Annotated in this window: 11 protein-coding genes; 6 read left to right on the top strand and 5 right to left on the bottom strand. The window is 75.1% G+C overall.

Annotated features, from left to right (window positions below):
• Positions 1–139: 139 nt before the first annotated feature.
• From A949_RS38035 to A949_RS0108665, 3 genes are all read left to right on the top strand, one after another.
• Complete coding sequence (locus A949_RS38035) at positions 140–577, top strand: hypothetical protein (protein ID WP_019355611.1); 438 nt, start codon at positions 140–142, stop codon at positions 575–577.
• A 545-nt stretch (positions 578–1,122) separates the two neighbouring features.
• The gene (locus tag A949_RS0108670; RefSeq protein WP_019355610.1) at positions 1,123–1,776 is read left to right on the top strand and encodes a dienelactone hydrolase family protein; all 654 of its coding nucleotides are present in this window, start codon (positions 1,123–1,125) and stop codon (positions 1,774–1,776) included.
• A gap of 76 nt (positions 1,777–1,852) precedes the next feature.
• The gene (locus tag A949_RS0108665; protein WP_019355609.1) at positions 1,853–2,503 is read left to right on the top strand and encodes a phosphoribosyltransferase; all 651 of its coding nucleotides are present in this window, start codon (positions 1,853–1,855) and stop codon (positions 2,501–2,503) included.
• Between the two features lie 176 nt (positions 2,504–2,679).
• On the opposite strand, the gene A949_RS0108660 is transcribed toward A949_RS0108665, so the two are convergent.
• Positions 2,680–3,633: a SigB/SigF/SigG family RNA polymerase sigma factor gene (locus tag A949_RS0108660; protein WP_019355608.1), complete on the bottom strand. Its 954-nt coding sequence runs from the start codon at positions 3,631–3,633 to the stop codon at positions 2,680–2,682.
• 475 nt (positions 3,634–4,108) lie between these two features.
• On the opposite strand from A949_RS0108660, the gene A949_RS35485 reads away from it, so the two are divergent.
• Entirely contained in the window at positions 4,109–4,546 is a 438-nt protein-coding gene (locus A949_RS35485; RefSeq protein WP_019355607.1) for a hypothetical protein, read from the top strand.
• A gap of 190 nt (positions 4,547–4,736) precedes the next feature.
• Here the strand turns inward: A949_RS35485 and A949_RS35480 are convergent, their stop codons facing one another.
• Positions 4,737–5,276 carry an ANTAR domain-containing protein gene (locus A949_RS35480; RefSeq protein ID WP_019355606.1) on the bottom strand — a complete coding sequence of 180 codons (540 nt, stop codon included), beginning with the start codon at positions 5,274–5,276 and terminating at the stop codon, positions 4,737–4,739.
• Positions 5,277–5,601: 325 nt separating this feature from the next.
• Positions 5,602–7,041: a hypothetical protein gene (locus A949_RS0108645; RefSeq protein ID WP_026004463.1), complete on the bottom strand. Its 1,440-nt coding sequence runs from the start codon at positions 7,039–7,041 to the stop codon at positions 5,602–5,604.
• A 366-nt stretch (positions 7,042–7,407) separates the two neighbouring features.
• Between A949_RS0108645 and A949_RS0108640 the strand changes: the two genes are divergently transcribed.
• Both A949_RS0108640 and A949_RS0108635 read left to right on the top strand, forming a co-directional pair.
• Positions 7,408–8,136, top strand: a complete 729-nt coding sequence (locus tag A949_RS0108640) for an ABC transporter ATP-binding protein (protein ID WP_019355604.1) — start codon at positions 7,408–7,410, stop codon at positions 8,134–8,136.
• Positions 8,133–10,508, top strand: a complete 2,376-nt coding sequence (locus A949_RS0108635) for an ABC transporter permease (RefSeq protein WP_063826253.1) — start codon at positions 8,133–8,135, stop codon at positions 10,506–10,508. The genes A949_RS0108640 and A949_RS0108635 overlap by 4 nt, the downstream gene beginning before the upstream one ends.
• Before the next feature lie 162 nt (positions 10,509–10,670).
• Here the strand turns inward: A949_RS0108635 and A949_RS0108630 are convergent, their stop codons facing one another.
• Both A949_RS0108630 and A949_RS0108625 read right to left on the bottom strand, forming a co-directional pair.
• Positions 10,671–11,855 carry a GDSL-type esterase/lipase family protein gene (locus A949_RS0108630; protein WP_019355602.1) on the bottom strand — a complete coding sequence of 395 codons (1,185 nt, stop codon included), beginning with the start codon at positions 11,853–11,855 and terminating at the stop codon, positions 10,671–10,673.
• 43 nt (positions 11,856–11,898) lie between these two features.
• Positions 11,899–12,474, bottom strand: coding sequence for a TetR/AcrR family transcriptional regulator (locus tag A949_RS0108625; protein WP_019355601.1), 576 nt, complete (start codon positions 12,472–12,474; stop codon positions 11,899–11,901).
• Positions 12,475–12,535 lie beyond the last annotated feature (61 nt).

The raw sequence follows: 12,535 nt of genomic DNA, 5'->3' as shown, positions 1-12,535 counted from the left end.
CCCGGCGGTGCATTCCAAGCCAAGACAGAGCATGCCCCGCGAAGTCAGACCAACGTTCCGCGCATCGTTCTCCGGACGCCTGTCTTACGTGAAGACCTCTCAGCAATGTGCTGGACCACAGCGCTCACGGAGGAGCGGCATGCGAGACGTCGAAGCCCTGGACAGCCTGTGGGCGGAGTACTGTCTTCCGCTCCGTGACGCCCTGTATGTGCGCCAGGGCGAGCAGGTGCGGGCCCATGACGTCTCGTACGACTCGGACCGGCCCGGGGGCCTGGTGATCGGGGAGTCCTTCGACCTCGCGGCGGAGTTGGCCGAGGACCCGGAGTGGGTCTCCTGGGTGGACGGGCAGCGGGAGGTGGAGCTGCCCGGTGGCGGACAGCTGTGGGCCGGCGAGGGGGACCAGGGGTCGCAGGGGTTCTTCGCACGCCTCGCCGAGGACGGAACCCTGGTGTGGGCGGTCTTCCTCACGGAGTCCAATCCGTTCACGGAGATCCGGCCGGTCGGGCGCGAGGCGACGTTCACCTCGACGGCCGGGGTCGTGATCACGGTGGACATCGACGACCCCGCCGGACGCTGACAGGGGTTCGCAGAGCACCGGACCGAACCGGCCGTCGTCGCCTCGGGCACTTCGCCGAGTCCGGCGAAGCTTCCTCTGCCGTTGGACGACGGCCACCGGGTGCCGGCGGGGGAAGGGGCACCGCGGCCCCGCACGCCACGCTGCCGGAGGGCGCGGCATCGCCGCCGGCGCCGGGGTGCGCGGTGCCGCCGGTTCCCGCACCGGGGTGTGCGGCGCCCTCCGCGTACCGGGGTCGGTCGCCCGTTCCGTCGGGGCGCGCGGCGCCGCCGGGTCTGGCTCAGCGGGATCCGTCCGGCGTCGGCTGTGGTGGGCGGGCCGTCCCGTCCCGTCCAGCGGAACGATCGCGGCGAGGAGTGCCGTACCCACCACGATCCGCAGCAGGTCGGCCCGGCAGAACCGCGGGATGCCCCGGACGATCGGGGCGAAGGGACCGGCGGAGCACCCGGCGGGGCCGGTGCGCCACGGCCTGGTTGGACGCGGCGGGGCTGGGCACCCGGGGAGGGCACGCGGTGCGAGGGGAGTGAGAGGGCGTGCCTACGGAAACCATGGAAACCGTCCACATCAGGACCGGCGGCGGAACGGTGCTCACCGGCGATCTCCAGGTGCCGGACCGGGTGACGGGCGCGGTGCTGTTCGCACACGGGAGCGGCAGCTCGCGCTTCAGTCCACGCAACCGGGCGGTCGCTGCCGCGCTGCGCGAGGAGGGGCTGGCCACCCTGCTGCTGGATCTGCTGACCGAGGACGAGGAGCGGATCGACGCCGCGACAGCCGAGCACCGCTTCGACATTCCGCTGCTGGGTCACCGTCTGGTGGCTGCCGTCGACGAGCTGACGCGCCACGGGCGGACGGCCGGGCTGCCGGTGGGCCTGTTCGGGGCGAGCACCGGGGCGGCGGCGGCACTGACGGCCGCGGCCGAGCGGCCGGGCACCGTGTACGCGGTGGTCTCCCGCGGAGGCCGGCCGGATCTGGCGGGCGACGCCCTGTCGCAGGTGCTGGCCCCCGTGCTGCTGATCGTCGGAGGTGACGACCACCAGGTGCTGCGGCTGAACGAGGCCGCCGCCGAGCGGCTGCGCGCACCGCACCGGATCCACGTCGTCCCGGGCGCCACCCATCTGTTCGAGGAGCCCGGGACCCTGGAGGAGGTCGCGCGGGTGGCGGCCGGATGGTTCGCGCTCCCGCCCACCACGGACGGCGAATGAGGGTGCGGTCCGGGACGGGCCGCACGCGGCCGGTGCCGGCCGGGCGCCGGCCGGATGTCGCGAGAAGGGAGCCGAGATGCGTTTCGCAGACCGCGTCCAGGCGGGCCGCGAACTCGCCGCCGAGGTGCTTCGGTTGCAGCGGACGGAGGAGTTGCGGGATCCGCTGGTGCTGGCGCTGCCGCGGGGCGGGGTACCTGTCGCCGCGGAGGTGGCACGCACGCTGCACGCGCCGCTGGACGTGCTCGTCGCCCGCAAGATCGGGCTGCCGGGCCGGCCGGAGTACGGCGTCGGGGCCATCGCCGGGGAGGATCCGCCGGTCTACGACACGACGGCCCTGGAGATGCTCGGGCTCACCGCCGACCGGCTGTCCTCGACGGTGGCGCACGAGCGCACCGAGATGCACCGCCGCCAGGACCTCTACCGGGGCGGCCGCCCCGAGCCGCTGATCGAGGGCCGCACCGTCCTGGTCGTCGACGACGGGCTGGCCACGGGCGTCACGGCCCGGGCGGCGCTGCGGCATCTGAGGCGGCAGCGGCCGGCCAGGCTCGTTCTGGCGGTCCCGGTCGGTTCGCCGCAGGCCGTCAGGGATCTCAGCCGCGAGGCGGACACCGTGCTGTGCCCGAACCAGCCGGCCGTCTTCGAGGCGGTGGGCCTCTGGTACGAGAACTTCCCGCAGATCACCGACGCGGAGGTCACCGAGGCCCTGCAGGCGACCACCGCCGGGTGAGGCCCCCGCGCGGGCCCGCTCGGGCCCGCGCGGGGGCCGGTCGACGGGAGGGGCCGATGTCGCGGCAGCTGTACCGGCCGCTGCCGGCCGGCGAGTCCCCACGCCGGTTGCCTGGAATCACACCGTGCGGGCACCCCCGGCGGTGAGGTTCCGCGCCGGGGGCGTCGACGCTGTCGTCAGGCGGCTGCCGCCGCGCCGGGGGCGACCGCCGGGGCACGGCGCGCCGTCTGCCGCGCACCGGGCGTACGGCGGCTGTCGTGCCCGGTACCGGTACGGCCGGTCCTGCCGGTGCGGCCGGAGTTGGTCGTCTCCGCGGGGCGTGCGGCCCGGCGCTCGTGTTCGACCTGGCGGCGGACCCGCTCACAGCTCTTGGACAGCAGCCGGGAGACGTGCATCTGGGAGATGCCCAGTTCCTCGCCGATCCGCGACTGGGTCATGTCGCGGAAGTAGCGCAGGTACAGCACCTGCCGCTGACGCTCGGGCAGTTCGCGCAGACACGGCTTGACCGCCTCCCGGGCCACCACCGTGTCGTACTCGGGTTCCGAGGCGCCGAGCGTGTCGGCGAGCGAGAAGCCGTCGTCGGCACTGCCCGCGACGGACGCGTCCAGCGACAGCGAGCGGAAGCTGTCCAGCGCCTCCAGCCCCGCGGCCACGTCCTCCTCGGACATGCCGGTGTGCTCGGCGATCCGCGCCACCGACGGCGGCCCCTCCTCCAGGCCTGCGGTCAGCTCCCGCACGGCGTTCCGCACCTTGTTCCGCAGTTCCTGCACGCGCCTGGGAACATGCACGTCCCAGGTGTGGTCACGGAAGTGCCGCCGGATCTCACCGGTGACGGTCGGCACCGCGAACGGCACGAACGGCGTCCCCTGCGCGGGGTCGTACCGGTCCACCGCCTTGACCAGTCCGAGCGCGGCGACCTGCTCCAGGTCCTCCAGCGACTCACCGCGGTTGCGGTACTTGGCGGCCAGCCGATGCGCCATCGGCAGCCACGCCTCCACCAGGCGGCCGGCCAGCTCCTCCCGCTCCGGGCCCTCGGGGAGCGTCGCCAGTCGCGCGAAGTCCTCCGCGGTGTCGGGGGCGTCGTCGTGGCTGTGGCGGGTGCGCTGCGGGCGGTACCTCACGGGGCACATGGGATCGGGCTCCTCCCGGTGTCGTTGACACGTGGACAACCGCGGGAGAAACGGCCCGGGTGACACACCCGGGGGACCCTGGGGGTCTCCTCCCGCGATGTGCCTGTACTCCCAAGCACGTGGAGTCTCGTGTATCCGACTCGGGCGGCGGTAAACACCCCGAACCTGTCAGGTGGGCACACGGTTCCGTGGGCCGCTCCCCGACGGCCCGGAATCGCCTGCCGTGCTCCGGAGGCGGCGCGGGCGGCCGACGCCCGCGCGGCACGAAGGCTGCCCGGGAGTTGCTGGGAGTGTCCGGAGCTGCACGGGACTGTACGGAGTTTGTGCGGTTCTGTGCGGGACGGTCCGAGCGCGCAGCGGCGGTGGGCCCGCGTGGAGACGGGCCCCGGGCCAGGGCGTAAGGTCGGCGTCCGGCCATCTGCATCCCTGTGGATGGCCGGTTGTTTGTCCATACCCTCACCAGGAGATTCTCCGCATGACGACCGACAGCGCCACCGGTCCGCCCATCTACAGCAGCCTGATCGAGGAGCACGGCGACGTGCCCGGCGATGTACGCCAGGCCGCCGAGGCGCTCACGCAGGAAGCCGAGCAGGCGGTGGACTTCTCACCCGTGCACCACCGCCACCCCAGTACCGGAAGACCCGAGTCAGCCGAGCCTCCGGCGGCCGGTCCCGCGCGTGCCTCCGTTCCCGGTCCCGGTCCCGGTCCCGGACACGGCCCTGGTCCCGGACACGGTCCGGCTCCGGCTCCGGCTCCGGCTCCGGCTCCGGCTCCGGCTGAACAGGCACGCCGCACCGCGCCGCCCGCGCCCAGGGCGCCTGCCGGGCCCTCCGGCCCGCCCTCCGGCCCGCGCGCCGGTCAGCAGCCCGGCCTTCCGGCCCCGGAGCGGCCGCAGGAGTACGCGGCCGAGTAGTCGCGAGCCCGCCGAGGCCCGAACCGGCACGGTTCCGCGAACACGGCGGCACGAACGTGGGCTGAGCACATCGGGGGCGGGCACCGCTCGGGGCAGCGCCACGGGGCGAGGGCGGGACGGGACGCGTGGCTCCCGGACCCGCCGCCCCGGTCCTCCGGCCGGTGCCCGGCTCCGGGTCGCCCCGCGGGTCTCAGCGCGGTGCGCGCGGCTCGCGGCGGTCCGGTGGCCCGCTTCCGCCGCGCCGGCCGGGCGGCGTCCGCACCTCGCGCAGAGCGGTGGCCAGATGCTTGCGCACTGGCTTGGGGACGGCGGTGCCCTCGGCGCCGGACACCAGCGCGGCGGCCACGCTGCGGAGCTTGACGTTGGAGTGCTGGGACACCCGTACCAGGACCTGCCAGGCCGTCTCCGCGTCGCACGGCGCCAGGGCCATCACCATGCCCCTGGCCTGGTCGATGACGGGACGGCTCGCCAGCGCCTCCCGGAGCTGGCCGACCTCCGTGTCGAGTGCGTCGATCCGCGCGGTCAGCTCGTCGCGCTCCCGCGCGGACAGCGGTGCCTCACCGGGGCCCGCCGGGCCCTCCGGGGCCGTCGCGTCCGCGGCGACGGGCTCGGGTCCGGTCCTGCGCGCCGGGGGCGCGGCCGGAGTCGTGGCCTCGCCCGGCGGTACGGTTCTGGGCCGCGGACGTCCTGCGAGCGCAGTCGTACGCGCAGACCCGGTTGCGGCACTCATCAAGCTCTCCCAGCGTCGGACGGTCCTTCAACACGGAAGCGCTGTCACAGCCGACCCGCGTTCGGGACTCCTCCGAGCGTGGACCCACCGGCCCGATACCAGCAACCCTGCGCCAACCGGGCATCGCAGGTGAAAAACGGCACCGGGGGCTGTGTCCCCAACCCGCCGGTGCCTCCGCGAGGCGAGCTCACCCCCACGTACCGGTGCACGTAACCGCCGATCGGCCAGGGCAAACCCATCGGAGGCCACGGCACACCGGAAGAGGCTGCTGCCCGCCGGGGACGGCAGAACGGAGTCCGGCCGGAAATCGCTCCCTGCCCGGTTCTCAGAAGCCGCCCCCGAAGTCGCCTCCGCCGAAGCCGCCGCCGTCTCCGAAGCCGCCGCCGAAGTCGCGCGGATCGGCGCCGCCCCCGGAGAAGTCACCGCCGAAGTCGCCCCCGCCGGAGGGGTCGCCGGACCCGTCCGGGTACGGCCCGCCGAGCGCGCCGCCCAGCAGGGTGCCCATCAGCAGGCCCGGCAGCAGTCCTCCGCCGAAGTACCCGGCGGCCCACGGCGCGTACACCGGTCCGGCCTCCCAGTACGGCCGCGGCCCCTGCGGGGTGCCGACCTCGCGGGCCGCGGGCTCCTCGCCGCCGGCCAGCCGGGCGGCGTCCGCCGCGCAGACGGGGACGGCCCGCTCGGTTCCGCCCGGCGGCGCCCATTGCACGTCCTCGACCGACGGCCCGTGCCGCGGGTCGAAGAAGCACGGGGCCCGGCGCTCGGGCAGCACCGCGCCGTGCAGCCGCGCTTCCAGGGTGGCGAGGGCGAACCGGCCGTCCGCCAGCGCCCGGCTCACTTCGCGGACGTCCTGCGGGCGGCGCGCGGCGGCCATCCTGGTCTTGGCGTCGTCGTATCCGTCGAGTGCCCGCGCGTAGTCCTCGCGCGCGGCATCCGCTTCCTCCGCGTCCGTTCCGGCGCCGGTCCGGGCGGCAGCGGCGCCGGTGCCGCCCGGACCGGGGCCGGGGCGGGCGGTGGCGGTGGCCGGGTCGAAGCCGATCCGGCTCAGCTCCTCCCCGAACGCGGTGATGTCCTCGTCCACGACCGGGCGCAGCTTCTCCAGTCCGGCCCGCTCCAGTCGGGCCCGCCGTCTGCGGGAGCCCCGGCTCACCAGGAAGGCGCCGCCTCCGGCGAGCAGCACGAGGACGCCCAGGGTGACGATGGCCGCGGTGCCGCCGCCGGTGCGGCCGCCGTCCTCGGCGGCACCGTTCCCGTCCCAGGCCGCGGGTGCCGAGCCGGAGGCCTGCCGGACCGCCCGGTCGGTGAAGTCGGTGACCATCGCAGCGGGGTCCCCCGGGTGCGCGCGCCGTACGGCGCCGACCGCGTCCCGGACGGCGTCCCGCGACATGATCCGGTGGTCGGCGCCCGCGTCGAAGCGGTCGCCGAGCGCGACCGCGTAGACGCCGGCGATGCCTGTCTCGGCGCGCAGCCGACGCAGCAGCGTCTTCCGGTCGGAGTCGCCGTCGGCGGGCAGCACGGCGACGAGGACCGGTTTGTCGGCCCGTTCGATGGTGCTCCGCAGCGCCTTGGCGGCCGCCGGGGGGAGCGCGTCGCGGGCGCGCGGGTCGACGTGGACGGGGCCGGCGCGCAGTGCGGCGGCCGCGGCGGACACCCCGTCGCCGTCCGCGGCGTGCGGCCCGCCGGGGCTGCCCGCGGTCGTCAGCAGCAGCGCGATCAGCGTCGCGGTGAGCACCGACACGAGCCGCGCACCCCTTCGTACGGTGGTCATACGATCACGTTAGCGCAAAACAGGCATTGCATGACTTTTGGGAATACCCCTCCCGGTGACGGCACACCACCCCTGACCCGCGGTGAACTTTTCCGCCGGACCCGGCATCGAACGCTGTACCGGCCTCCGGGTCCGGCTCCGGGGCGGAGGCCGGGCACGGAGGCCGGCTCCCGACGGCCGGACCAGAGGGGCGGCCACGGACACGTATACACCCCGTGTATACACATGATGTAGAGTCGCCACGTCCATCCGCCGCACGTCGTCCGCCGCACGCCGCACCGGCCGCCGCGGAACCGGCCCCAACCGACCCGCGCCGGCCCCGGAGGCCGCCGCCCCGACCACGAACCCACCCCGGAGGTGCGCCCCTTGCTCCCCCCACTCAGCACCGGTCAGGGGTCCGAGCCGTCGGCCGGACCCCTGCTGCACGCCGAGGGCGTGCACAAGACCTACGGATCGACAGCCGCGCTCTCCGGAGCCGACTTCTCCGTCGCCGCCGGCGAGGTCGTCGCGGTGATGGGCCCCTCCGGCTCCGGCAAGTCCACGCTGCTGCACTGCCTGGCGGGGATCGTCCCGCCGGACGCGGGCCGGATCACCTACCAGGGCCGGGAGATGTCGGCCCTCTCCGACGCGGAGCGCAGCGCGCTCCGCCGGGGCGACTTCGGGTTCATCTTCCAGTTCGGCCAGCTGGTGCCCGAGCTGACCTGCCTGGAGAACGCGGCCCTGCCGCTGCGTCTGGCGGGCGCTCGCCGCAAGGAGGCCGAGGCGCGGGCCCAGGAGTGGCTGGCGCGCCTGGAGGTCGACGACGTCCGCCACCACCGGCCCGGGCAGGTGTCCGGCGGCCAGGGCCAGCGCGTCGCCGTGGCCCGCGCGCTGGCCGGCTCGCCCCGCGTCGTCTTCGCCGACGAGCCGACCGGCGCGCTCGACTCGCTCAACGGGGAGCGGGTCATGCAACTGCTGACGGCGGCCGCCCGCGAGACCGGGGCCGCGGTCGTGCTGGTCACCCACGAGGCGCGGGTGGCCGCCTACTCCGACCGCGAGGTCGTCGTCCGGGACGGCACGGCACGGGACATGAGCGGTGTGGTGGGCGCGGTATGAGCGGCAGGCCCAGGGCGCACCGGGTGCGCGAGTGGACACGGGACCTGGCCATGGGCGCCGGGTTCGCCTTCGCCGGCCGGCAGAGCCGGCTCCGCACCCTGCTGACCGCCGTCGGGGTGGGGCTCGGAGTGGCGATGCTGCTGCTGGCCGCCGCGGTGCCGTCGATCATGAGCGCGCAGGAGTCCCGCCGGGACGCCCGGGCGGTCAACGGCTCGGTGCTGGGGAACGCCACCTCGGCGGACGAGAGCCGGGCCACCGAGCGCACCCTGCTGACGGCCGTGGCGGACACCACCTTCCACGGACGGGACATCGACGGCCGGCTCCTGCAGGCCGACGGCAGCCACCCGGTCACCCCGCCGGGCACCGAGCGGATACCGGAGCCCGGCGAGATGGTGGTCTCGCCCGCGCTGAAGGAGCTGCTCGACTCCGCGGCGGGTGCTGAGCTGGCGAAGCGGCTGAACGCGCGGATCGTCGGCGTCATCGCCGACGACGGCCTGCTCGGACCGGCCGACCTCTCCTTCTATCTGGGCACTGACACGCTGCGGGCCGGGGACGCGCAGCGCGTGCGGTACTTCGGCCACGTCGAGGAACACCGCGACGTGGACCCGCTGCTGATCCTGCTCGGCGCGGTGGCGTGCGCGGTGCTGCTGATGCCGGTGGCCACCTTCATCGGGACCGCCACCCGGTTCGGCGGCGAGCGGCGGGACCAGCGGCTGGCGGCCCTGCGGCTGGTGGGGGCCGACACGGCCATGACCCGCCGGATCGCCGCCGGGGAGTCGCTCGCCGGAGCGGTGCTGGGGCTGCTGCTCGGCGGCGCGGTCTTCGCGCTCGGACGCGGACTGGCCGCGGACGTCACCCTCTTCGACGTCAGCGTCTTCCCCGCCGACGTGGTCCCGGACCCGGTGCTGGGCGCGCTGGTGGTGCTCGGGCTGCCGCTGGTGACGGTCGGCGCCGCCGTGTTCGCGCTGCGGGGCGTGACGATCGAGCCGGTGCGGGTGACGCGGGAGAGCACGCCGCGGCCGCGCCGTCTGTGGTGGCGGCTGCTGCCCCCGGTGGTCGGGCTGGCGCTGCTGCTGCCGCTGGCCGGGGCGCTGGGCTCGGGAGGCGGCGGTCAGGTGAACGAGTTCCGGGTCGCCACCGGGGTGGTGGCGCTGCTGAGCGGCGTCGCGCTCCTGCTGCCCTGGGTGGTGGAGCGGCTGGTCGGCAAGCTGCGCGGTGGGCCGGTCTCCTGGCAGCTCGCGGTGCGCCGGCTCCAGTTGTCCAGCGGTACGGCGACCCGGGCCGTCAGCGGGATCACCATCGCCGTGGCCGGGGCCGTCGCGCTGCAACTGCTGTTCGCCGGGGTCCAGGCGGAGGCCACGCAGGAGACCGGCCGGAAGAAGTCCGCGCTGCGGCAGGTGAACGTCATCGACCTCACGACGGACACCGCGGGTGCCCGGAAACTGGACCGGGCGCTGGCCGCCACCCCGGGCGTCGCCGGGTCCACCGGGTTCCTGGAGAGCACCCAGGAGGTCGCGGGGAAGGCGGCGGGCACCGACGCGGCGGAGTACGCGCAGGTCATCGTGGGCGACTGCGGAACGCTGCGGGAAGTGGCGGACGTCGGCTCCTGCCGTGACGGGCGGGTCTTCCGCGCGGCGGCGGATCCGCGGGACACGGACGAGGAGACCAGCCGTCCCGCTCCGCCGCGCCCCGGAACCGCCCTCCGGGTGGCCGGGCCAGACGGCCGCGGCACCGAGAACTGGCGGATCCCCGAGGGCACGCGCACCGTGTCCGCGAAGCCGTCCGGCTGGGGTGCTCCGGTCACCGGGATCCTGGTGACGCCCGGCGCCCTCTCCCCCGACCGTCTCGACCTCCGGTACACCGGCTGGGTGCGGCTCCAGGACGACGAGCCGGAGGCGCTGGAGCACGTCCGGACGACCGTCTTCCGGCAGAGCCCGGCGGCCGATGTGTGGCTGTCCCGGTCGACGAAGGTCTCCGCCGGGTTCGCCGAGCTGAGCCGGGTCATCTTCGCCGCGGCCACCGCGGTGCTGGTGCTCATCGCCGCCAGCATGGTCGTGTCCCAGGCGGAGCAGCTGCGCGAACGCAGGCGGCAGTTGGCGGTGCTGGTGGCGTTCGGGACCCGCCGCGGCACGCTGGGCGCCTCCGTGCTCTGGCAGACGGCGATCCCGGTGGCGCTGGGTCTCCTGCTGGCCTCGGCGTTCGGGCTCGGCCTCGGCTGGACCCTGTTGCGGGTCATCTCGCGGTCGGTCGCCGACTGGGGCGTCATCTGGCCGATGTTCGCCGTCGGCGGCGGGCTGGTCGCCGTGGTGACGCTGCTGAGCCTGCCACTGCTGTGGCGCATGATGCGCCCGGCCGGCCTGCGCACGGAGTGACGGAGGCCGGCGGCGCGCTCCCGCGCCCGCCGCCCCTCCCCGCATCCGCCGCGGCTCCGGCACGGCCGGGGCCGCGGCGCGGGAGCACCCGAAGCCCGGGCAGGCGGGCAGCACCCCCGGAGGGCAGGTGAAAAGCGCGCGGCCGGAGCCCGCCGTGGCCGCTCACGCGGGCGCGGCGGCGAACGGGCCGCCGTCCGCGAACACCTGCGCGGCGAAGCGTTCGCCGATGCGGCGGTGGGCGGCCGCGTCCGGGTGGAGCTCGTCGGGCAGCGGCAGCTCGGCGGCGTCCGCCTCGCCGTACAGCTCCAGTCCGTCGAGGTAGTACAGGTTCGGGTCGTCGGCCGCGCGGGACCGCACCACCCGGGACAGCTCCTCGCGGATGCCGCGCAGGGTCAGCTTCCCGGCGGCACGCTCCGCCGGATCGCCCATGGCCAGGAACCGCAGCCGGCCGTCCTCGAAGGCCTCCGGGTCCGGGAGGCTGGGGCCGGGGGTGTCCTCGTGGATCGGGCACAGGAGGGACGAGACGACCAGCAGCGGCGTGCCCGGGTGCCCCTCGCGGAGGGTGTCGAGGAAGCCGTGCACGGCCGGGGTGAAGGCGCGCAGCCGCATCAGGTCGCTGTTGACCACGTTGATGCCGATCTTGACGCTGATCAGGTCGGCCGGGGTGTCCCGCATCGCCCGGGCGGTGCTCGGGTCGAGCAGTGCCCCGCCGCCCAGCCCCAGGTTGACCAGCTCCACGCCGCCGCGCGCGGCGGCGAGCGCGGGCCAGGTCGTGCTGGGGCTCGCCGCGTTGGAGCCCTGGCTGATCGAACTGCCGTGGTGCAGCCACACCCTGCGGCCCCGGTCGGGCAGCGGCTCGACGGCGGCGTCGGTGCGCAGCGCCAGCAGCTCGGTGGTCTCGTTGTGCGGCAGCCAGATCTCGACGTCCTTCATCCGGTCCGGCAGCCCGGTGAAGCGGAGCGTGCCGCCGCGGCCGGAAGTGGTCTCGGCGGTCCCGGCCCGCATGTCGACGGTCAGGGTGTTGCCGCCCGGCACTGTGCCCTGGTCGGCGAGGCTGCCGTCCACGACCAGGTCGTACAGCCCGTCGGGGAGGGCCGGGAGGCCGGTGTAGGCCCGCTTGGTGGGCAGGGTGTCGAGTTCGACGGCGGTCGCGGCGGTACGGAAGGCCAGCCGCACCCCGGAGGGCTGGGACTCGGCCATGTGCAGCTGCCCGTCGTCGCACTGCGCCCGGGCAGCTGCGGGCAGCCGGTGCGGCAGCAGGCCGTGCGCGGTGCGCTCCAGCGCCGACGCGCCGCGGACGAGGTCCGCGGTCAGGGGCGTGGTGGTCCAGGTGTCCTCGGCGTGCATGTCGTCAACCTGTTCGGGTCGTCGGGTCGGGTGGTGGCGGGCGTCACGGGCGGGGTTCGGGCCAGTTGCGCAGCAGCGCGTCGAGGGAGTCCAGCACCCGCTCCCACGTCTGCTGGGTGTCCGGGGCGCTGTGGCTGAACCCGCCGCCCATCTCCAGGCTCACGTAGCCGTGGAAGACGCTGCCCAGCAGCCGGACCGCGTGCGTCTGGTCCGGCTCCGCCAGGTCGTAGCCGCGCAGCAGCGCCCGCGTCATCCGGGAGTGCCTGACTCCCGCGCTGGCCGCGGCCGTCTCCGGGTCCAGCCTGGTCTGCGCGGCGGCGTAGCGCCCGGGGTGCTCCCGTGCGTAGTCGCGGTAGACGTTCGCGAAGGCCGCCAGCGCGTCCTTGCCGGAGCGTCCGGCGAGCGCCTCGGCGGCCCGGTCCGCCATTTCCTCCAGGGCGAGCAGCGCGATCTTCGTCTTGAGGTCCTGCGAGTTGCGCAGATGCGAGTACAGGCTCGCGACCTTGACGTCGAAGCGCCGGGCCAGCGCCGAGACGGTCACCTGGTCGAAGCCGACCTCGTCGGCCAGCTCCGCGCCCGCCCGGATCAGTCGCTCCGTGGTCAACCCCGCACGCACCATAACGCTCCTCCTGTTCAGCTGAGTCGATTATGCATTTGCCTAAGACTTTTAGGCAAATTAG

This window comes from Streptomyces sp. AA1529 (assembly GCF_000280905.1).
Taxonomy (GTDB): Bacteria; Actinomycetota; Actinomycetes; order Streptomycetales; family Streptomycetaceae; genus Streptomyces.
Note: the sequence above shows the minus strand (reverse complement) of the source record. Positions and strands in the feature narration are given on the sequence as shown.